Source organism: Sphingomonas tagetis (genome assembly GCF_024211275.1).
Taxonomy (GTDB): Bacteria; Pseudomonadota; Alphaproteobacteria; order Sphingomonadales; family Sphingomonadaceae; genus Sphingomonas; species Sphingomonas tagetis.
In genome coordinates this window covers 1-21,469 of sequence record NZ_JAMLDX010000010.1, presented here as the reverse complement: position 1 = coordinate 21,469, position 21,469 = coordinate 1, and the positions used below count along the sequence as shown (strand labels likewise).

Genomic DNA, 21,469 nt, shown 5'->3' with positions numbered 1-21,469 from the left:
ATCGATGTCGCCGCTTTTAACGATTTCCAGCCGCGCTGCGGCCATGAAACCCTCTGCGAGTATCGTGGCGAAGAAGATTGTCGCGGATCTGCAGGCGGCGGGACAGCAGGTCATCGACCTTACAATTGGCGAACCCGATATCGCGACCCCTGCCCACATCATCGACGGCGCGCTCGATGCGATGCGCGCCGGCGACACGCATTACACCGCGTCGGCCGGCCAACCGGCGTTGCGGCGTGCGATTGCGGAAACAGTTCAGCGTGAAAAGGGGCTGCCGTGTGGCCCCGACAACATCGTCGTCGGATGCGGGGCCAAGCAGTTGATCTATGAAGCGTTCGCCGCAACGCTGAACCCCGGCGACGAAGTCATCATTCCTGCCCCCTATTGGGTTTCCTACCCCGACATCGCCACGCTGCATGGCGGCAGCCCCGTGATCGTCGCCTGCGGCCCCGACGTCGGGTTCAAGCTAACCGCTGCGATGCTCGAAGCGGCAATCACGCCCCGTACCCGCTGGCTCGTGCTGAATTCGCCGAACAATCCGACCGGTGCCGTCTATTCACGGCAGGAACTCAGCGAACTTGCGGAGGTGCTGCACCGCCATCCGCATGTCTGGGTGATGACCGACGAGATTTACGAGCATCTCTGCTATGACGGCGCTCGCGCGCCCAGCCTGGTCGAGGTCGCACCATTGCTGTTCGAACGCGCGCTGATCATCAACGGCACGTCAAAGGCTTATGCGATGACCGGCTGGCGCATCGGCTATGCCGCCGGTCCCAAGCCGTTGATCGATGTGATCGTCAAGATGATCGGCCAGAGCACCACCTGCGCCAGCTCGGTCGGTCAGGCAGCGGCACTCGTCGCGCTGACCGGCGACCAGACCTGCGTCAGCGAGGCAAAGGCGATGTATCAGGCGCGGCGGGACCGCATGTTGGAAATCCTGTCCGACGCGCCCGGCCTCGATCCATATTCACCGTCAGGCGCATTTTATATTTATGTCGGCGTGTCGGCCCTGCTCGGCAGGACATCGCCGGGGGGGAAGCGCATCGAGACGGACCTGGACTTCTCATTGTACCTGCTGGAAGAGGCCAGGGTCGCAGTGCTCGACGGCGGTGCTTATGGCCTCTCGCCCTATCTGCGCTTGTCATTCGCCGCGTCGCCGGATGCGGTCGAAGCGGGCAGCAGGGCGATTGTGACAGCGTGCAGAGCGCTAGTCGAGCAACCCGTCGCAGCAGGAATCTAGTCAATGGATAATGCCACCGCCGCCGCTGGCACGCTTGAAAGCCTTGTCGCCGCGTACAAGCGCAGTTCGACGGCAATCATCAGCGATAATCTCGACCGGTTACCCGGTGCGATCGGCATCGTGCCGTTTCATGTCGTCGATGGCGTCATGGCCGGACCCGCGCTCACGGTCCGCGTTGCGGCCGGTGACAATCTGGCGATCCACAAGGCGCTGGATTTGATAAAGCCGGGGGATATCGTCGTCGTGGATGGCGACGGAGAAATCAGCCGTGCGCTGGTCGGAGAGATCATGATGACGATCGCTCAGGTTCGCGGCGCGGCAGGCTTCGTCATCAACGGCGCGATCCGGGACCGCAATGCCTTTGTACAGTCCGGATTCCCGTGCTTCGCACGCGCCGCCATTCATCGCGGGCCGTTCAAGAATGGCCCCGGTGAGATCAACGTCAGCGTGGCGATCGGCGGCATGATCGTTGCGCCCGGCGACATCGTCGTGGGCGATGACGATGGCGTCGTCGCGTTTCCGCAAGCCATCGCGGCGGACTTGCTCAAGGCCGTGCATGCGCAGGAGGCCCGGGAAGCGGAGATCCTGCGCAGCATCCGCGACGGAAGCTACACCGGAGCCTATGGGACGAAGTCGTAGCGGCGAAGGGAGATTGCGGCCCGGCCGGTGTGGCGCCCGCCGCCGCCTGGATCAACGGTAGGGTTCGTCTTCCCACCAGGGGAAGTAGTCGGGCATGTCGCGCGTGACCAGGTCGGGGAAATGGGCGGCGCGCTTTTCAAGGAACGACGCGACACCCTCCACCCCGTCGGCACTGCCGCTGCGAGAGAAGACGCCGCGGCTCTCAATACGGTGCGCTTCCATCGGATGCGTCATGCCGAGTCCGCGCCACAACATCTGCCGGGTGAGTGCGACCGATACCGGTGCGGTGTTGTCGGCGATCTCGCGAGCCAGCGAGTGAGCCGCGGCCAACAGTTGCTCCCCCGGATACAGCCGGGATATGAGCCCGCCGTTCAGCGCTTCCTGCGCATCGAAGATCCGACCCGTGCAGCACCACTCCAGTGCCCGTCCAATGCCGACGATGCGCGGCAGGAAATAGGAAGACGCCCCCTCCGGCACGATCCCCCGCCGCGCGAAGACGAAGCCGAAGCGCGCGGTGTCGCTCGCCAGCCTAATATCCATCGGCAACAGCATCGTTGCGCCGATCCCGATCGCCGGCCCATTGACCGCGCCGATGATCGGCTTCTTCATCTCGAAGATGCGCAGGGTCATACGCCCGCCGCCGTCGCGGATTGTGTCGGAGCCATAATCGATACGCCCATCGGGCAGCGGCAATTCGTTGCTTGAGCCGACCTTGAACCCGTCGACGCCCTCGCTGATGTCCGCGCCCGCGCAGAAGGCCTTGCCGTCGCCGGTGACGATGGCCACGCGAACATCGTCATCGCCATCGACGGCGTCGAACGCATGGATCAGCTCGCGCATCATTTCCGCATTATATGCGTTCAATTTGGCGGGGCGGGACAAGGTGATCGTCGCAACGCCCGAAGCCACATCATACCGAATGGTGTTATACGCCATTTCCCATGCCCCCCGCGTTGCCGGTACTGAACCGACCAGTGTATCGGCGCATTTTCAAGTTGCCGGAGCCGCCACCGGGTTCGTACCGGGATCGGATACAGCGCGGCGATCTGCCTTCGCACCATAGCGCCGGGCCAGCACCGCGCAAACGATCAGCTCGATCTGGTGGAACAGCATCAACGGCAGCAGAATCAGGCTCAACTGTGGCCCTGGAAACAGCAGGCTCGCGATGGGCAGGCCGCTGGCGAGCGACTTCTTGGATCCGCAGAATTGCAAGACAATGCTATCTTCGATCGGGAGCGACAACACCCGCCGTCCGACGAAGTGGGTCAGCGCAAGGATGAAAGCCAGCAGCAGCGTCAGGACAACGATCAGGATCAAAAGATCCATCGGACGGACCCCGCCCCAGACATTATCGACCATGCCCTTGGAAAAGGCGACGTAGATGATCAGCAGGATCGAACCACGATCGGCGTAGCCCAGGATCTGCTTGTGGCGTTGGATCCACTCACCAATCCACGGCCGCGCAAGCTGTCCCGCCAGAAAGGGCGCCAGGAGTTGCAGGAGGATATCGCGAAAAACATCAAAAGACAGCGTGACGCCACTCGTCTGAAACATCCAGCCCACCAGCAGCGGACTGATAAAGACGCCCAGGATGTTCGACAGCGATGCGGCGCATAGTGCCGCCGCGACATTGCCGCGCGCAACCGATGTGAACGCAATCGACGACTGAACCGTCGACGGCATCATGCACAAGACCACCACCCCGACCAGAAGCGCATGCGGAAGGAAGCCGGCCATAAGGTGACTTATGCCAACCCCGAGGACCGGAAACAGCGCGAACGTGCATAGCAAAACCGCGATTTGCAGCTTCCACTGGACAAAGCCCGCAATGGCAGCCTTTGGCGAAAGTCGCGTGCCATAGAGAAAGAACAGGAAGGCGATCGCGACGTCCGCGGTCGTCCCTGCCGCCGCTGCGCCCTTGCCATATACCGGTACCACCGCCGCCAATCCGATCATGACCAGCATGAGCGCGATATACGGATCGAACAGTTTGAAGAGCTTCGCCATGACACTTCGCTGGTCCAGAATTGCTTCATTGTAAATTCCGATAACTGATGTTACTGTTATCGTATTTAGGAATAAGTATAATGCTGGACCCAATCTGGCTGCAGAGCTTTGTCGCGGTCGCGCGCACGCTCAATTTTACGCTCGCGGGAACGAGCCTGAACCGGCGTCAGTCGACGGTCAGCGAACATGTCCGCAAACTGGAGGCCGCCTGTGGCACCCGGCTATTCGTGCGCGACACGCATTCGGTGCGGCTTACGCCGGGCGGCGAAGCGATGATGGGGTTTGCCCGCTCGATACTGGATACCAATGACCGCGCCCTGCGCCATTTTGCTCACACCGAACTCGCCGGCTCGATCCGCCTGGGCGTGACCGAGGATGTGGTCTTGGCTGGACTGCCGGAGGTTCTGCGACGATTCACCGCCGAGCATCCCCGCATCATCCTCGAGTTGACAGTAGAGCTAAGCGAGAATGTACGGAAAAAGCTCGAGTTAGGCGCACTCGATCTAGCCTTTATCAAGCGCCGACCAGGTGAGCAGCAGGGCGACCTGGTCTGGCGAGAGCCGATGATCTGGATCAGCGCGCCCGCTTTCACCCTGGACCCGACACAGCCGATCCCGCTTATTCTCCTGGCACCGCCCGCTATCACCCGCGTTGCGGCACTGACGGCGCTGGAAACGATTGGCAGCAGTTGGAACGTCGTCTGCACCAGCAGCACCCAGAGTGGCATCCATGCCGCGCTCGCTGCTGGCCTGGGCGTCGCACCGCACGCGCGCTCGCTCGTTCCGGCCGGCCTCACCGAAATCGCTTCCAACGACCTGCCGCCGCTGGGTGACGTCGAATTCGTCGTGCTGGCCAATGGGAAAGGTCGTCGAAACCCGGCGCGCGCGCTGGTCGATGCAATCAAACAGAACGGTTCGCTACTACGCCGAACTGGCGCCCGGGTCTGACATGGCAGGCCTCAAGATACCCAGCAGCAAAGTCGTCGCACGCGACGACATTGGGAATTAACAACCATGCCGCGTACATCCGCTTCGACGGCACCGGACCTCCGTTTTTCCGGCAGGCGTCCTTTTGAAACCGCCCGCGAAGCACAGGAAGTTTCTGAACTCATCAGATTAGTTCTCGTAAACGCCAATGCCGATATCGGCGACTCCGCGGGTGAGGCAATCATGCTCGATACGCTCAACGGCGGCCGCAGTGGCTCCTTCGTCTTCAAGGCCACGCCCGTGGCCACTGACGGGCGCAGGCTTTATCCAGCTCGAACGGTGGTAAAGGTTGCGCCGCTCGATGCCGGAACCGCCGAACAGGCGAACTATGAGAAATTCGTCCGCCCGTTCTTGCCGAGCCGCTACCGGCCCGAGCTGCATGGTTTCGCTACGGCGCGTGATCGCGCTGCGCTTTGCTACTCGTTGCTCGGGGATGGCGACAAGCCGGAAACGCTGACCGATCGCCTCGCTATGGGGGACTTGGTTGCGCTGGACTTGATCCTCTTGCCCCTTTTCGAGCATTTGCACCGCTGGCGTAGCGCCAGCGAGATACAGCCCGAAAGCGATTTGGCACGATATTATCTTGCACGCTATTTCGGGGATACTCGTTCAGCAATCTTGGCCGAGACGACACTGTTAGGTCATGCCGCACGATATTTCGGAGGGCAGCATAACGCGCGAGGATATCGGATCCACAAGGCCGACTTTCCAGCTATCTGCGAGCTGTTGTTCGCTCGCCGCGATGCGCGTACCTATACGAGCTGTATCGTTCACGGCGATCTGAACTCGGACAATATCATGCTCGACGGCCGCCGGAAGTTTGCGGGCGTAATCGATTTTCAGCGCACCGGTCGCGGGCATATCTTTCAAGATATTGTAGCACTGGAAATGAGTGTGCGTATCAACGCGCCGTCAAATGCGACGTTCGACGACATTTGGGAGGTCGAGCGGCTGATTGCGCTCGGCAAACCACCTATGTGTTCAAATCCCTATGCCGTGGCGATAATCGGTATCCGCAAAACAGGCCGGCGCCTGTTCGGCTTTGAGAAATCGTTCGCAAGCTATCAATTCGCAGTGGCCGCAACCGGTCTCAGGCTAATGAGGGCTACCGACTTATCCGATGCAGCATGCGCCAGGATTACCGCGAGCGTGTTATGGGCCGTAACAAAGCTTACTGACGTCTGAGCGGACGAAGCTCACCGAGCGATTCCACCGGCGCGGACCCCACTGTCGGGACGGCGTTCTTGCTGCTTGTCAGCCGCTCGACCAGTGAACGCCAGATTTGCATGCGCTGGTCACGGCATCCACTACACTTGCAGGACATGGGCGCATCCCCGACTTTAGTGAAGACCAACGCTCATCGTACGAGCCAACCCGTACCCCCTTCGTTGCTTCTCGGTGCCGGCACGAGGAAGGGGGTACGGAGTTGGCCGTTGATCAGAACGCAGCGCCGAACTTGACGCCCCACAGGCGCGGCTCACCCACCTGGGTGATGAACGCGCCAGCCGCCGAATTCACGTCGCTGATGCTCGCGAAGTAGAGCTTGTTGAACGCATTGGTGACGAACACCTGCGCGTTGAACATCTTGTCGTCCGACTCCCACATGACGCGGAAGTTGACCAGACCATAAGACGGCACCCGAGCGAGCGGATCGTTCGACAGGCCGAAATTCTGCTCCGCCTGCGCGCGCCCTTCGGCCTGAAGCGTGAAGGTGCCCATGCTCGCGGTCGGGACGTGATGCGCGAAGGTCCCGCTTACATTCCACTTCGGCGTCTGCGGCAGCGGCCGGCCCTGGAGCGCCACCAAGCCGAGCCGCGGACCGCTGAACGTGAGCGGCGTCTTGGTGATTTCGCTGTGCAGCAGGCCGCCGCTCACCCCGAAGTCCCAACGCTCACTCGGCTTGTAGTTGAACTCGAGTTCGGCACCATAGATCTCGACTTGCCCGACATTCAGGAAGCGGGTGCTGGTGGTCGTCACCGGACCGCTGGGAGTTTGGGTGGTTTGCGCAACCGCCAACAGCTCCTGCTTGCCGTCGAAGATGTAGTAGAAGCCGGCAAGGTTGAGCGACAAGGTACGATCGAGGAACCGGTTCTTGCTGCCGATTTCGAACGCGTCGATATGCTCCTGGCCGACCGGACCGGTTTGCAATGCGTTCGAAGCCGCGGTGCCGCTGCTATAGAACACGCTATAGCTGACGCTCTTCGCACCGCGCGAGTAACTCGCATAGAGGCTGTTATCGGGCGTCGGCTCCCAGGTCAGGCTCGCCCGGCCCGTCACGTCGCGGGTGACCGGGTCGGTCTCGGGGACGGCAGCACGGACGTCGATCACCGGGCCCGTGCCTAAAGCGTTCGTGATTCCGCCGAGCGTCGCGCGCAACAGCTCGCGATTCTCGACGGTGTAGCGCGCGCCGGCCGAGAGCGTGAGCTGATCGACCACCTTCCAGTCGATCTGCCCGAACACCGCGCCGGAGGTCGTATCGACGCGCGCATCGGCAGGCGAACGCTGTATCAGCCCATTCGTATTGTTACGCACGTTGGTGATCGGGCTGGCCGTCTTGGTGTCCTGATAATAGAACAGACCGCCGACCCAGTTCACCGTATCCGTCTCGCCCTGCAGCCTCAGTTCGTTGCTGAACTGTTCGGTGGCGTTGCGCAGCTCCACGAACACGCGCTGGCCCAGCGTGCTCGGCGTCGTGCTGCCGTCGCCGTCCACGCCGATGCGCGACTTGAACTTGGTGTAGTTGGCGATGTTGATCAGCGAACCGAAGCCGAGATCGGTCTCGAACTTGACCGTGGCCGACGTCAGGTCCTGGCGGATCGCCAGCTCGTCGCGGGTGAGTTCGGTGATAGCGTCACCCGGCCGGATGCCGTTCTGCGCCGGCTGGCCAGCGCGGACGAGATTGTCGTAACACTGCGCGGCCAGGATCTGGGTACGCGAGCACAGCACCGGCGCACCCGTGAGATTCTGGTACATACCCAAGCCGTAGTTCGGGGTCGATTCCGACCGGTTGCGCGATTGCGTCACCTGCACGCGCAGCTTCGTTGCTTCACCGATGTCGAAGTCGGTCGTGCTGCGCAGGCTCCAGGCTTCCTTGCCACCGAGCTTGCGGAGCGCGCCGGGCAGCGTGGCGCGATTGGTGTAATGGCCGCTATGCGTTTCGAACTGTCCGGCGATACGCGTGCGGATGTTGTCGGTGATCGGCCCGCTGACGGCGCCGTTGATCGCCACCCAATTGTCCGATCCATAGAGGATGCTTGCCTTCTGGGTGTATTCGGCCGTGGGGTTGGCGGATACGAACTGGACGAGACCGCCGGTCGTGTTGCGCCCGAACAGCGTGCCCTGCGGGCCGCGCAGCACTTCGACGCGATCCACATCGAACATATGGCCGGTCAGGCTGTTCTCGTCGCCCAGATAAATGTCGTCGACATAGACCGCAACCGAGCTTTCGTTGACGCGCGCGGTTGAACCGTCGCCGCGGATGCCGCGGATGCTCAGATTCGGGGCGGCGTTGCCGCCGCGAGTGAAGGTCACGTTGAAGTTCGGCGTCTGCTGTGCGATCGAGGTGAAGGTCGAAAGGTTGAGATCCTCAACCTTCTCGGCGTCCACCACGCTGACCGCGATCGGCACGTCGATCACCGCCTGTTCGCGGCGCTGCGCGGTCACGAAGATCTCGTCCTCGGCACTCTCAGCGCTCTTCGCGCCGCCATCCTGAGCGAAAGCCTGCCCGCCTACTAAAATCGACGAACCCAGCAATATAGTCACCAACGCCTTGCGCGAGCGCAACTTCAAGTAATTCGTTACCATGTCAATCTCCCCGCATGCTGTTTTATACTTCAAGAGAATCTATTTGATCCTGACTCACATCAACGATTTAATAATTAGAGTTGGCGTTACCTCTGCCCCCTCGTCCAATACTCTATTGCATCACCGTTGAAGTCTGGATCGCCCTCCAGATAATAGGCGTCCCATTTGGGCCCGTTGGACAGTTCCCAATGTTCGACGGCCATGCCGTCCTCAAAGCGCCACGCGCCCATCCCCACCCGTTCCCAGACATGGTCACCGCGCTTCGTGCGCGAACGGAAGTGCAGGATGCCATAGGTATCGTCGGCAAGGACCTGGTTGATCGCGATGATGGAGACATCGCCGCTATCGCTCAGCGACGCGCGGCGGCGGCCATAGGCCTTCATGAACGCCATGTCGGCGGTCACCGCCAGCTTCACGCCGCCGGTATGGATGATCAGATCGGGCGACATCCGCGCCATAGATTTAGCGACATGCTCGGCGTGCCGGCGGTCCCGTTCCTCTTGAGTCAGGCCGGCATCCGCCGGGTCGGGTTGCAGGTCGACCCCGTACACCTCGCGTAGCCAGAGGGCATTGGGATGGTCAGCTGTCAGCATGATAGTCCTTGATCTTAAGTGCGGTGTGAATCGCCCGCTTCGCTTCGCCGGACGCCGCCGGCAGTCCGTTCGCACGCAGGTGCTCGTTGCGCATGCGCTCGGTTTCCGCATCGTCCGGGATGAACTGCCAGCGCTTGCCGGCGATGTTCTGGTTCGCCTCGGCAAAGGGGCGGAATTCGCGTTCGTAACTGGCGAAGGCGGCAGCCGGATCGCCGGCATGGCTCGCCAGTTCTCCGGCGAGGACATAGGCACCGGCCAGCGCCAGGCTGGACCCCTGCCCCGTCACGAACGACGGGCCATGCGCCGCATCTCCCGCCAAGGCGATGCGGCCCTTCGACCAGCCCGGCATGCGGATCTGGCTGACCGTGTCAAAATACAGATCGTCACCGCGATCGAGTCCTTCGAGCAGCTGCGGGATATGCCAGCCATCCTGCCCGAACAGCGCCTTGAACCGATCGCGCTGGACATCGGCGTTGCGCTCCGCGGCCACCGGCATTTCGTCTAGCGCCATCGTTAGCAGGGCGGTCACGCGATCGTCACTGCGGACGCTGCTGATGCCCGCCATGCGCCCGGCGGTCGAAAATACTCGCTGCTCGCGCGCCATCCCAAAGACGTTGGGCATGGTGAAGCCGACGAAGAAATAGCCGAGATGGCGGATGAAAGGGTCTTCCGGCCCGAAGATGAAGCCGCGTGTCGCCGAATGCAGCCCGTCCGCGCCCAGCACATAGTCGTACCGCTCACGCCGTCCGGACTTGAATTCGACGTCGACCGAGTCGCCCCGATCGTCCAGCGCGGTCACATAGTCGTTGAAACGGTAGGCGCAGCGGTCGCGGGTTCGCTCATAGAGCAGCCTGGCGAGATCGCCGCGCGGCACCTCGACATCGTGCCCCTGGGTCCCGCCGCTGAATTGCTCTGGGTTTACGGCGAGGATCGTCTCTCCGTCGCGATCGACCAACGTCAGTTTGCGGATATCGAGATGCGCGTCGCGCAGCGATGCTGTCATTCCCATCCGTTCGGCGACATCCATCGCCGAGCCGCGAAGATCGATCGGATAGCCGCCGCCGCGCACTTCGGACGAGCGCTCCACGATCTCGACGTCGAACCCATATTCGGTCAGCCAATAGCCGAGCGTCGGGCCGGCAATGCTCGCGCCTGAGATGAGAATTTTCAAACCATGAGCTGACGTCACTTCTTACCCCGATCCACCGAGTCGCAGCGATCCGCGACAGAAACGTCTACGCGGCGAAGCTTGCCCTTCACCTAGGAGCGCTATCCTTGCTATAAGGGGTGCTAGTGCATCTTATTTTTTTCGTCAACTAGGATGCATAAATGAATCTTAAAGTGGTCGTGGATGGCAACGAAGCGGAAGAGTTGCTCGTGAAAACGCGACGGCGGGGTGCCGAGCTGGAAGGCGCATTGCTTGACGCCGTCTGGGCATAGCTGCTCCGGAGCGGCTATTCGGCCTTTACGATTGAAGGCGTGGCATTGCAGGCGCGGACCAGCCGGCCGGTCATCGCGCGCGCTGGCCCAACAGCGGTGAACTCGCGTTGGCAGCGTTCAAACGTCATCTCTAACGCAAGCCCCTTACGATCCCGGACGAAAGCGACATTCTTCCTCGCGCTTGTGGCGACAAAAATACCTTCGCACCCTGCGATCCCGAGCGAGGACGAAGCGTGCTTGCGTAAGCATGTTCCGCAAAGCAAGTCTCGATTCATCACATACGTGTGAATGATATGCCGACCTGTCGGTGCGCATGCGCCCGCGCGTGCCGCCACCCCCGCCCATGCCGCCTCATCTCCACGTCCCCACTTGACGATAAGATTCGTTCAAGTATCTTATCTTGGTATCACATTTCCGGGTGGGGAGAGAAAATGCCGCCGCTTCGATTGGACCATGTGACGCTATCGAGCGGGTGCATGGACGACACGATCGCCTTTTACGGCGACATACTCGCTCTTCGGCCTGGCCACCGCCCCCCGCTTGAGGCGAACGGCGTCAAGGTACCCGGCGCATGGCTCTATGCAGACGGCGGCGACTATCCGATCCTGCACATCATTGATCGCGCGCCTGAAAAAGGTCCGACCGGCGCCTTCAATCATTTCGCCTTCCGGGGCACCGGGCTGCTTGCTTTCCTGGATCATCTCCGCAGCCGTGCGGTCGAATTCAAGGCGGCACCTGTCGCCGATACGGCCGATACGCAAGTTCACTTCTTCGATCCCAATGGCGTCAAGATCGAGATGATCTTTGCTGAGCGCGTCGATCCGGCGCTGTTGAGCTGACCCGGACATGACTCATGGCTTGAGCTTGCCGCCGATCGACTTTTCCCAGCCCTATCCATCGCGGCGCGTGCCGGCGATGGGCCACGCCGCCATCGCCACCTCGCATCATCTTGCCTCGATTGCCGGCATGGACATGCTTGCCAAGGGCGGCAATGCGGTCGATGCGATCGTTGCCGCAGCGATGGCGCTCACCGTTGTCGAACCCACCGGATGCGGGATTGGCGGTGATGGCTTCGCCATTCTTTGGGATGGAAAGGAACTGCATGGCCTCAACGGATCGGGCCGATCGCCCGCAGCCTGGACGCCGGAGTACTTCCAGGGGTTGGACGCGGTACCGGAACGCGGCTGGGCTTCGGTTACCGTACCTGGCGTCGTGTCGAGTTGGATCGCCCTGTGGGAACGCTTCGGCTCGCTACCCATCGAAACCATCGCGGAACCCGCTATCCGCCATGCCCGCGAGGGGTTTCATGTTACGCCGACGATTGCCAGGCTTTGGGCGCTAGGTGGCCAGACGCTGAAGGATCAGCCCGGATTCGCGCAATGTTTCCTGCCCGGCGGCCGAGCGCCGCGCGCTGGTGAGCTGTTTCGGTCCCCGGCCCATGCCGCGACGCTGGAGTCGATCGTCGCAACACGCGGCGAGAGTTTCTATCGCGGAGCGCTCGCCGAACGCATCGTAGCCGATGCCCAGGCCCATGGGGCAGCACTCAACCTGGCCGACCTCGCCGAGCATCGCGCGGAATGGGTCGGAACCATTTCCCAGCGCTTCGCCAATGGCATCGTTCATGAACTGCCGCCAGCCAATCAGGGACTGGCCACGCTGATCGGTCTGGGCATCCTTGACGCGGCGGGCTGGAAGCCATCGTCGCCCGACGATCCCCAGCAACTGCACCTCGCAATCGAGGCGACGAAATTGGCGCTGGCTGACATTTACCGCCATCTGGCGGATGTCGACTCGATGCCCTTCGCGCCCGATGCATTGCTCGATCCCGCCTATCTCCGCGAGCGTGCGAAGCTGATCGATCCTGATCGTGCGCGCGACCCCGGTCATGGCGATCCGCGGCCGGGCGGTACGGTCTGTCTGGCGGCGGCCGACGAGAACGGCATGATGGTGTCGTTCATTCAGTCCAATTATAAGGGCTTTGGATCGGGCGTGGTCGTTCCCGATACCGGGATCGCGCTCCACAATCGCGGCATCGGCTTCACGCTCGAGCCGGGACATGCGAACCGGGTCGCGCCGCGCAAACTACCCTTCCACACGATCATCCCGGGCTTCGCTACGGACCTTGATGGCAATCCGTTGATGGCGTTCGGCGTGATGGGCGGGCCGATCCAGGCGCAGGCGCATTTGCAGATCGCGCTGCGCATTCTTGGCTATGGCCAGAACCCGCAGGCGGCCGCCGATGCGCCGCGCTGGCGGATCGACACGGGTCGCAGGGTGGGTATCGAGCCTGGAACCGATCCGGCCCTGATCGAATATTTGAAGGCGCGCGGGCACGAGGTCGTGTCTGAAGAGCTGGATGCCACCTTCTCGTTCGGCGGCGCGCAAATCATCCTCAAGACGGCGGATGGCTATGTCGCCGGCTCCGATCCGCGCAAGGACGGTCAGGCCCTTGCACGCTGAGATCACCAATTTCTGCAAATTTACGCTCCTCATATCGAAGGGTTCGATAACGTGACAATCGACACGCCCGCACGCGCCCACAGCAGGCTTTATGGCTGGTATGTCGTGGGGGTGCTGATGCTCTGTCAGACGCTCGCCGCGATGGACTCCAAGGTTCTTTTCATCCTGGTTGAATCGCTCAAGCGCGACCTGTTGTTGAGCGATACGCAGATTGGACTGATCACCGGACCGGCATTTTCACTCACTTATGCGGTGAGCGCGATCCCGATCTCCAAACTTTCGGATCGCGGCGTCCGGGTTCACGTCATCGGCGGTGCGATCGCTTTCTGGAGCGCGCTGACTGCCGTCGGTGGTTTTGCGCTGGGCATGAAGACATTGCTGATCAGTCGCATTGGTGTCGCGGTGGGCGAGGCTGCGCTGACACCGGCCGCCCACTCGATTATCGCGGATTACACCGATAAGGGCTCGCGACCCAAAGCGATTGCCATCTATTCACTGGGACTCGCGATCGGCACCTTCCTCGCACTATCGCTCGGCGGCTACCTCAACGACCAGCTGGGCTGGCGCATGACGCTTTTCATGGTAGGCGGCACCGGCGTGGTGATGTGCGCACTGGTGCTCACCACCGTCCGCGAGCCTGTGCGTGAGCAAGCGAGCGGCACGCGCGAACTGCCCAAGGGGAATTTTCGGAGCCTGCTCGCCAACAAACCAATTCGTAACCTGATGATCGGCGGTGCGGTCCTTGGGATCAGCTCGGGCGCGCTGGGCAGCTGGGGACCGGCCTATGTGATGCGTACGTTCGGCCTCAACGCGACCGAGACCGGGGCATCCTTTGGCGCAATTGCCGGCGGCGTAGCGATATTGGGCATTTTGGGGGGCGGCTTCATTGGTGGATGGCTGGCGAAGCGCGGTCCGCGGAGTTCGTACAATGTGCTCGCCATTGCCTTCGTCATCGCCATGATCGCCCAAATCGGCTCGCTGCTAACGAGCAACTATCCGCTGTTCATCGTCCTGACGGGGATCAGCATTTTCCTGGTGGCATTCTACCTCGCCCCCACGTACTCGACGATTCAGTCCGCCGTGGATCCAAGCGCGCGCAGCTTCGCCGCAGCGGTGACGATGTTCGCCATCAGCGGCGTCGGCATGGCCTCTGGCGCGTTCGTCTGCGGCTTGTTCAGCGATCTGTTCCAGCCCTATTATGGCGCGGATTCTCTGAAGGTTGCGCTTCTCATTCTGTCGCTCTTTAAGCTCTGGGGCGCAGTACACTACCTGTTGGTCGGTCACCATTTGGCGAAGGTCTGAGCGGCTGTCGGTTCGTGTAAACCGAGAGATGTGGCTCGCGGTACCTCAAGAGTCTGATTCATAATTATTCGCTGTGATTACATTATCCCCTTGATGCGGCGCACGAAGAGTTGAGTTGATGCGATGAACAGCCATGGCAGCGACCGGAACACCCGGTCGGTGTAGCTTCAGGATCATCGGCAGTCTCCAAGTCGGACCATCGACACCGCCTCCCCGCAACACGGGGACGGCATGGATGTCGGCGAAGCCAATTTTGTCGGGGCTAGCCCCGGCAAAATTGGCTGGGCTGATCAGCCACCAGGGAATTTTCAAAGCCCACTATTGCGGAGAATTGTACGCCCACTGACAGACGCGGTTTCCACCCTGCGGCCCGCTTGAAGGGCGCCAGCCTTCCAAGCTACATCCACCGGAAGTACGATGATGCTGTGACGACCCAAGCTCGGCCATCAACGGCTCGAACTGTGGTCCTTCGGCTTGGGCCGCTCGGGTGAACCATGCCTATGTCGTCGGTAAAGCTGTTGGCGTGCAGCGCACAATCGCGATCGGAGCAGCTGGCACGATGCCCCGCTGTCAGCCTGGCAAGTTCAGTCAGCGCCTTGCACTTCCACTAATATCGGACGGCGCCCGTCGATCGAATTTGAAGGAGATTTTCTCGCCTGGTCAAAAGCCCTGCACTTCGGGCAATCTTACAATCAGCCCGTCAAGCTCGGAGCGGATATTGATTTGACAACTCAGCCGGCTTTCAGCGCGGCGGTCCTCAACCATCTCAAGCAATTCGCGCTCAGTCGGTCCGGCCTCGCCCGCCACCGCGGTCCAGGCCAGGTCGACATAGATATGGCAGGTTGCGCACGCTCCCGCACCGCCGCACTCCGCTTCGATGCCGGGCACGTCATTGTCCCGCGCCACTTCCATGACGGTGTAGCCGTCATCGGCCTCGATCTGATGCTCGGTTCCATCGGATTCAACGAACGTAATTCTTGCCATGTCGCGATTCTCTGCTTGTATCGGAGCCGCGTCAGCCGAAGAACGGGCCAGCATCTTGCGATCGGTTCTTGTGGGCGTCAGGGCATTGCATGCCGGCGGCCGCGAACGCGCGGGCCATGCCGGCACCGATGCCGCTGCCCGCGCCGGTGATCACCGCGACCTTGCCCGAAAGCTGTTTCATGAGATCCCTTTCACGCCTGACGGCGCAGCAGCTTGCCGGGCAGTGCCCCGCTATGTTCCCCGCGCTCGATCGTCACCTGCCCGCCAACGATCGTCGCGAGGATGCCGTCGGCGCGCGATTCGAGCCGCGGCGCCCCGGTCGGCAGATCGTGGAGCAGCACGGGCAGCGTCGGCGTGATGCGTTCGGGATCGAAGATGTTGATGTCCGCCGCCATGCCCTCGCGCAGCAACCCGCGGTCGGTGAAGCCCCACGCCTTGGCCGGCGCCAGCGTGACCATGCGCACGGCTTCCTCGAGCGAGAATTCCTGCCGCTGGCGCACCCAGTGCGACAGCAGATAGGTCTGCAGCGAGCATTCCTGCTGCGTGACGTGCGCCCCGGCGTCGGAGAAGGTCATCACGCAATGCGGGTGGCGCATCGCATCGATCAGCGCCTTTTCGTCCCAGCGCAAGCCGGGCTGGTAGAAATATTGCTCCAGATTGGTTTCCACGGCGAGATCGATGAACAGCTCGATCGGATCTACACCGCGCTGCGCCGCCATGTCGTGCATCGTCGGGTTGGGCGGCAGCGCGTTCTGCCACACCACCATCTGCTCGAAATCCGGCGGCTTGGGGATGTCCGCGGCGGCGGAGACCGGGAACACGGCATGTTTCGCCGAATTGACGAGGGTCGCGCGAACCTGCGGGTCCTTCAGCGCCTGAAGCTGCTGCTCGATCGGCAGCGAGCGGACCTTCTTCCACTCGGGAATCCAGTCATATGGCGTTTGCGTCTGGAACGACCAGAGCAGGTAGATGCCCCGGCTGTGCGACTGGCCGATCAGCTTGCCGCCCGCCGCCGCCGCGCGGTCGAGCAGCGGCAATTCCTCCGCCGTCACGTCGGGCAACGGGATCAGGCCCCAGGTAATCGTCGCCCCGCTCGCCACCGAAAGCTGCAGCAATTCCTCGTGGAAGCGGCGGCGAACCTCGATGTCGCCAAAGCGCGACGCGCTGGGCGGGGCGAGTTCGAACATCCGCCGCCCGAACTTGCCCATCGCCATTACGAGGCTGCGGACCTCGCTCCAATCGGCCAGGCGCGACGCCACCGGGCGGTCGTCAGAGGTCAGATGCCCCTCCCCGCGCGAGGTCGTAAAGCCGATCGCGCCGGCCGACAGCGCGTCCTCCAGCTCACGCCGCATGAGCGCGAGCTCGTCGTCGTTCGACGTTCGCTCGAACGCGTCCTCGCCCATGACGAAGGTGCGCAGCGCCGAATGACCGATCTGGGCGGCGTAGTTGATGCCCTTGGGCAAGGCATCGACGACATCGAGATATTCGCGAAACGTCGTCCAGCGCCAGTCGATCCCCGCTTCCATCGCCGCGCCAGAGATGTCCTCGGCACGCTCGAGATTGCGGACGACCAGGCCGCGCCGCGCCTTGGAACTCGGCGCCAGCGTGAACCCGCAATTGCCCATCACCGCCGTCGTGATGCCCTGCCAGCAGGACGACGATCCCAGCGCATCCCAATGCATCTGTGCGTCGAGATGCGTGTGCCCGTCGATGAAACCAGGTGTGACGACCTGCCCGTCGGCATCGATCTCTCGTGTGGCAAGGCCCGAGACATCGCCGATCGCGGCGATGCGCCCGTCCTGAATTGCAACGTCGCCCCGATAGCCAGGCTGCCCCGAGCCATCGATCACCGTCCCGCCGCGAATGATGAGGTCGTACATCCTCTACCCTGTTCCCATTCGTTTGTCACAGCCATCAGGGGCATGCGTTGGCCGATATTGCCGCCAGCTCAGAACCCGTAGAGCGTCGCTGCGTTCTGATAGAGCATCTTGTCCCGAGCCACCGGATCGACGCCGGCGAGCAGCTTTTGGACAAAAGCCTGCGTGTTCGGGAAAGTGCTGACGCTGTGCGGGAAGTCGGTCTGGAACATCAGCGTTTCCGTGCCGATCATATCGTGGAAGCGGGCAACGACGTGATCACGCATGAACGCCGCCTTCACGTTGCGCTCCCAATAGTAGCTCGGCGGATGATCGCTGCGGGCATCGAAGCCCTGATATTCGATCCCACGATGCCGGTGGAACTCGAAGTCGGCGCTTTCCAGCATCAAAGGCGCCCAGCTTACCTCATTCTCTGCCGAGACGAAGATCAGGTCCGGGAACGCATCGAACGTACCGCCCATCAGCATCCCCAGAAGCGGACGCTGGATGCGGTCGTTGCGCAGCAAGGACCAAATCGGGTCACGCCCCTTCGCGTTGTTGAACGAGTTCCGCTTGTCACGCGACGTTGCCGAGTGGAAGTGCGCGGGCATATTGCACTCAACGGCGGCCTGCCACATCGGGTAGTATATTTTGGAGGAATAGGGCTGATAGGCTTCACCCTGCACCGTCGCAAGCATGAAGCCCGAGAGGCCGAGCTTGTGAACGCGCCGGATTTCCTGAGTAGCCAATTCGACATCGTCGTGAGCGATGAGAGCAATGCCCTTGTACCGATTGGGATGCGCTGCGCAGAACTCAGCGATCCAGTCGTTGTAAGCGCGAAACAGCGCCCACTTGAAGTCAAGGTCGTCGAGCGTGAAGAAGATAAGGCCCAGAGTCGGGTACAGAACCTCGCCATAGACCCCGTCCTTATCGATCTCCTTGAGGCGCGCGTCCGGGTCGTATCCAGCGGACGGCACGTCGGTTTCCCAGCGACCCTCGCGCTTCACATCCTTGTTGCTGCGGTAGGCGCCGGCCATGAAGCCGATCGGCGGCATCGCAATTTCTTCGCAGACCAGCCGGTCGGTGTCCGCTTCGCGAACCAGCCTCGGCGCCCGGTCCTTGTACTGCTTGGCCACCCGCTCCTGCCAGAGATCGCAATGCTCCACCACGTGCGAATCGCTCGAAATAATCCGCCAGCCATCCGTCATCGAAACCCTCCAACCACAAACCGCGTATTCCGCAGCGCTTGAGCAAATCGAGTAGATCACGCGATCCGACTTTGATAGCCGTCAGCCCGGCTCAACTTGAATCATCACGCATCTGATTTAGCGCGACGTTGCCGGTGCCCAGTCTCAGCCCGCGACGTCATTCAGGGTTTCGATCGCCTGGGACATTTTCTATTTAGTCCCGCGATTTGATGGTGCATTTATTCAGCCCGTAATAGACAGATGCACTGTGGGCCGGATGCTACACGGGAGCGTCAGAACGACAGCTACACCGATCGAAGTCGGCGGCCATGGAGCGCGCGACAGCAGCTGCAGCTAAAAGTGATCGACGCTGCTCATCATGAGCTCCGCGCCGAAGCGCGGTATTTCTGAACCTTCGGCAGCGTCACGCCATGCAGATCCTTGCAAACAATCGCCTCTAAATCATCGCGGAACTCCGGCGAGTTCACCGTGCTTATGCGAACAAAGGTCGGCTTCTCCGCTCCATGTTCTTGGACGACGAGCCGAATGTTCTTCTGCTAGACGTCCTCGAAGCGTGCCGGGAAATGATCTTCGAGCTCATGAGTTATCGCGTCGCCTCAGTTCTGTAAGCAGCCCGCAATTCGTCGACATTGTTTCCTCTTTAAGGTTCAAGCTGATTGACCTTAAATGTCGACGATTCCTAGCCGTGACGGCTTACCCTAATTTTTTCAAAGGCGCCCACGGCGCGTTGCGCGCGGCCTTCGCGGCGGCTGGTTCGAGACGCGACACCTAAGCATTTGCCGCCTTGCGCTCTGCCACGTTGGCCGCAGTCTCAAGTGCGTCCAACGTTGTACGGGGGTATTTCCGGACCGCGCTCATAAAACGCGCCATGGCGCGATCGGCGTTCACCAAATGCATGTCGCCAAATCTCAAACCGTTCAGGATCGGAAGATCCTCGTTGACAAATCTGTTATGCATCGCCTGCCAGGTATCGAGATATTCTTCGGATTTTTCGTCTTTCGTGGTGACGATCGAAAAGAATACCCTCGTTCCCAGGCTGCCGCATGGCGTCATCACGGCGACGTACCATTTGAGCCGGCCGTCAACTTCGCTCCTTGTTGTGATGCCGTTAACGCCGTTGACCTCGATGTCGGGACGCCACGCGCCTTCTTGCTTCTCACCTGTGTGCTCCGCGTCCCAGCTCATTCGTCGCAGATAAGGGCTGACTTCCTCGACAACAGGATCGGCAAATGTCAAACCGTGAACCACGCGATTGTGAACAACGTCGAAGACGTTGGTTGCAAACATCCAAGGCTCGATGTTCAACTTTGCGTCGAGTTCGATTTCGAATGCCCGATACGCGTGCTTCTTATCATCGAACTCCTCGAAGGTGGGCAGATCGTAAAGCGGCGCTTCTCCCAGGAACGCCCAGATCAGTCCCAGGCGCTCTTCCGTCGGAAGATTCGCCAAGCTCGATCCTTTTGGAATCGGATCGCCGGACGCAATCTTTTTGCACTTGCCGCCCTCGCCAAACTCCCAATGGTGGTAGGGGCAACGAATATTATTGCCGATAACGTCGCCGCCCACGCTGAGGTCAGCGCCCATATGCTTGCAAAACGCGGACATCACCCGGACGACTTCATCCTCGCCTCGATAAATGACAACACGGCCGTCCGCTAAATCGACGCCAATGGCTTTTCCCTTGGGCACGTCGCTCGACAGTGCGATCGGGTACCAGCACTGATGAGCGCCTGGCCCCAAGTCAGATAAAATTGCCCGCCGTCGCGCTTCGGGCGTTGCGCTGCGTGTCACGTCCATCACCGATCTCCTGTACATTCGCACCGCGCGGCCGGGCTCGCGGCGAACCCCGTCGCAGCATCCACTTCATGCGCCGGTGAAGGGGCTCGCCATTTGCTTTGGCGGCGAAACGTCATCATTCGGTTCTTCCTTGCGATATTCCTCGATCTCCGCAAGCGTGCGGAACTTCCGAACGACCGAATCTATATATGTGATTATGGGCGTCCGCCTGAACCGCCGCGGCGATCGCGCGGATGCAAATTGAACCGCGCCGGGTTTGCCGGAGGCTTCAACTCCGGAGAAGGTGGAGCCTGTATGAGCAAGACGGCGAACAAGTATGCGCCGGAAGTTCGCGAGCGCGCGGTACGGATGGTTTTGGATCACGAGAAGGATCACGCCTCATGCTGGGCAGCGGTCGTGTCGATCGCGGAGAAGATCGGCTGTGGCGTGCAGACGAACCCATCGGCAATATCCCGCCCGCCGAAGCCGAAGGCCGATATTATGCCGCCACCGCCGCTATAGATCTGGCAGCATGACTCAACCAACCAGCTTCCCGCAAACCCGGCGCGGTTCAGCAGAGCAAATTCAGCTTCGCTGAGCATCCCCGCAGCATGGCAACGCTCTCTTCACAAGTTGTGGCCGCTACAGCATATTTGAGATGCCTGATATGCGCCCGCAACGCCTGGGCATCCCGTGTTCCTGGCACCATACGCCGCATCCCGTATATAGGCCTTCGGGGGCCGAACTCACTCGGCCACGCGTCCTCAACCGAACAACCGATAAACTCGCATACCCTTCGTCGTTTCAGACATGGAAACGACGAAGGGTGCGAACCAAGCTACACGTTAGAATGCAGCGCCAAGCTTGACGCCCCACAGTCGTGGCTCGCCCATCTGCGCGATCACCGCACCTGACGAGAAGATGGCGTCGTTCATTCTGACAAAATAGTCTTTGTTCAGGGCGTTGGTCACAAACACCTGTGCCGTGTACTTGTTATCTTCCGACGCCCACATGACCCGCAAGTTGACGATGCCATAGGACGGGATGTCCACAATTGATGTCGTGGACGGCTCTCCTCCCCGCGGGATATTTTTCTGCGGATAAGTCGGAGAGGGAGAGTGAAGATGGAGCAAGTGTCGGTTGTCGGACTGGATCTGGCCAAGTCGGTCTTCCA

At 61.3% G+C, this 21,469-nt stretch carries 19 protein-coding genes and 1 pseudogene; 8 read left to right on the top strand and 12 right to left on the bottom strand.

Going from position 1 to position 21,469, the window contains the following annotated elements; all coding sequences use genetic code 11:
• Positions 1 to 43: 43 nt before the first annotated feature.
• Together M9978_RS13405 and M9978_RS13400 are read left to right on the top strand one after the other, a co-directional pair.
• Complete coding sequence (locus M9978_RS13405; RefSeq protein ID WP_254294027.1) at positions 44 to 1,240, top strand: aminotransferase class I/II-fold pyridoxal phosphate-dependent enzyme; 1,197 nt, start codon at positions 44 to 46, stop codon at positions 1,238 to 1,240.
• Positions 1,241 to 1,243: 3 nt separating this feature from the next.
• Positions 1,244 to 1,879: an RraA family protein gene (locus M9978_RS13400; RefSeq protein WP_254294025.1), complete on the top strand. Its 636-nt coding sequence runs from the start codon at positions 1,244 to 1,246 to the stop codon at positions 1,877 to 1,879.
• Positions 1,880 to 1,930: 51 nt separating this feature from the next.
• Here the strand turns inward: M9978_RS13400 and M9978_RS13395 are convergent, their stop codons facing one another.
• Positions 1,931 to 2,815, bottom strand: a complete 885-nt coding sequence (locus tag M9978_RS13395; protein ID WP_254294023.1) for a crotonase/enoyl-CoA hydratase family protein — start codon at positions 2,813 to 2,815, stop codon at positions 1,931 to 1,933.
• A 54-nt stretch (positions 2,816 to 2,869) separates the two neighbouring features.
• A complete protein-coding gene (locus M9978_RS13390; protein ID WP_254294021.1) occupies positions 2,870 to 3,886 on the bottom strand; it encodes a bile acid:sodium symporter family protein in 1,017 nt (338 codons plus the stop codon).
• 80 nt (positions 3,887 to 3,966) lie between these two features.
• Here M9978_RS13390 and M9978_RS13385 point away from each other — a divergent pair, with 80 nt between their 5' ends.
• Both M9978_RS13385 and M9978_RS13380 read left to right on the top strand, forming a co-directional pair.
• Positions 3,967 to 4,833, top strand: coding sequence for a LysR substrate-binding domain-containing protein (locus M9978_RS13385; RefSeq protein ID WP_254294018.1), 867 nt, complete (start codon positions 3,967 to 3,969; stop codon positions 4,831 to 4,833).
• A 66-nt stretch (positions 4,834 to 4,899) separates the two neighbouring features.
• Positions 4,900 to 6,057, top strand: coding sequence for a phosphotransferase (locus M9978_RS13380; protein ID WP_254294016.1), 1,158 nt, complete (start codon positions 4,900 to 4,902; stop codon positions 6,055 to 6,057).
• 252 nt (positions 6,058 to 6,309) lie between these two features.
• Here the strand turns inward: M9978_RS13380 and M9978_RS13375 are convergent, their stop codons facing one another.
• The 3 genes from M9978_RS13375 to M9978_RS13365 form a co-directional block, all read right to left on the bottom strand.
• Entirely contained in the window at positions 6,310 to 8,676 is a 2,367-nt protein-coding gene (locus M9978_RS13375) for a TonB-dependent receptor (RefSeq protein ID WP_254294014.1), read from the bottom strand.
• A gap of 86 nt (positions 8,677 to 8,762) precedes the next feature.
• Positions 8,763 to 9,269, bottom strand: coding sequence for a hypothetical protein (locus M9978_RS13370; RefSeq protein WP_254294012.1), 507 nt, complete (start codon positions 9,267 to 9,269; stop codon positions 8,763 to 8,765).
• A complete protein-coding gene (locus tag M9978_RS13365) occupies positions 9,256 to 10,440 on the bottom strand; it encodes an FAD-dependent monooxygenase (protein WP_254294010.1) in 1,185 nt (394 codons plus the stop codon). Before M9978_RS13365 ends, M9978_RS13370 begins: the two co-directional genes overlap by 14 nt.
• A gap of 562 nt (positions 10,441 to 11,002) precedes the next feature.
• Between M9978_RS13365 and M9978_RS13360 the strand changes: the two genes are divergently transcribed.
• From M9978_RS13360 to M9978_RS13350, 3 genes are read left to right on the top strand one after another with little or no spacing between them, the layout of a single operon-like run.
• A complete protein-coding gene (locus tag M9978_RS13360; RefSeq protein ID WP_367305106.1) occupies positions 11,003 to 11,548 on the top strand; it encodes a VOC family protein in 546 nt (181 codons plus the stop codon).
• Positions 11,549 to 11,555: 7 nt separating this feature from the next.
• Positions 11,556 to 13,169 carry a gamma-glutamyltransferase family protein gene (locus M9978_RS13355; RefSeq protein WP_254294006.1) on the top strand — a complete coding sequence of 538 codons (1,614 nt, stop codon included), beginning with the start codon at positions 11,556 to 11,558 and terminating at the stop codon, positions 13,167 to 13,169.
• Positions 13,170 to 13,220: 51 nt separating this feature from the next.
• Positions 13,221 to 14,471, top strand: a complete 1,251-nt coding sequence (locus M9978_RS13350; RefSeq protein ID WP_254294004.1) for an MFS transporter — start codon at positions 13,221 to 13,223, stop codon at positions 14,469 to 14,471.
• 660 nt (positions 14,472 to 15,131) lie between these two features.
• Here M9978_RS13350 and M9978_RS13345 read toward each other — a convergent pair.
• The 5 genes from M9978_RS13345 to M9978_RS13325 all read right to left on the bottom strand — a co-directional run bounded on the left by M9978_RS13345 (position 15,132) and on the right by M9978_RS13325 (position 20,316).
• Entirely contained in the window at positions 15,132 to 15,509 is a 378-nt protein-coding gene (locus M9978_RS13345; RefSeq protein WP_302054001.1) for a 2Fe-2S iron-sulfur cluster-binding protein, read from the bottom strand.
• Positions 15,487 to 15,636, bottom strand: a complete 150-nt coding sequence (locus M9978_RS13340; RefSeq protein ID WP_254294002.1) for a hypothetical protein — start codon at positions 15,634 to 15,636, stop codon at positions 15,487 to 15,489. Before M9978_RS13340 ends, M9978_RS13345 begins: the two co-directional genes overlap by 23 nt.
• A gap of 10 nt (positions 15,637 to 15,646) precedes the next feature.
• Positions 15,647 to 17,335, bottom strand: a complete 1,689-nt coding sequence (locus M9978_RS13335; protein ID WP_254294000.1) for an N-acyl-D-amino-acid deacylase family protein — start codon at positions 17,333 to 17,335, stop codon at positions 15,647 to 15,649.
• Between the two features lie 68 nt (positions 17,336 to 17,403).
• Positions 17,404 to 18,519, bottom strand: coding sequence for an amidohydrolase family protein (locus M9978_RS13330; protein ID WP_254293997.1), 1,116 nt, complete (start codon positions 18,517 to 18,519; stop codon positions 17,404 to 17,406).
• A gap of 768 nt (positions 18,520 to 19,287) precedes the next feature.
• Positions 19,288 to 20,316 (bottom strand): Rieske 2Fe-2S domain-containing protein, encoded by a 1,029-nt coding sequence (locus M9978_RS13325; RefSeq protein ID WP_254293995.1) that lies wholly within the window; start codon positions 20,314 to 20,316, stop codon positions 19,288 to 19,290.
• 294 nt (positions 20,317 to 20,610) lie between these two features.
• Between M9978_RS13325 and M9978_RS13320 the strand changes: the two are divergent.
• Positions 20,611 to 20,751, top strand: a pseudogene (locus M9978_RS13320) (IS3 family transposase); the annotation flags it as partial.
• On the opposite strand, the gene M9978_RS13315 reads toward M9978_RS13320, so the two are convergent.
• Together M9978_RS13315 and M9978_RS13310 are read right to left on the bottom strand one after the other, a co-directional pair.
• Positions 20,688 to 20,897, bottom strand: coding sequence for a hypothetical protein (locus M9978_RS13315; protein ID WP_254294248.1), 210 nt, complete (start codon positions 20,895 to 20,897; stop codon positions 20,688 to 20,690). The pseudogene M9978_RS13320 and the gene M9978_RS13315 overlap by 64 nt on opposite strands.
• 243 nt (positions 20,898 to 21,140) lie before the next feature.
• Positions 21,141 to 21,469: hypothetical protein (locus M9978_RS13310; protein ID WP_254293993.1), on the bottom strand; the 329-nt coding region annotated here is incomplete at its 5' end.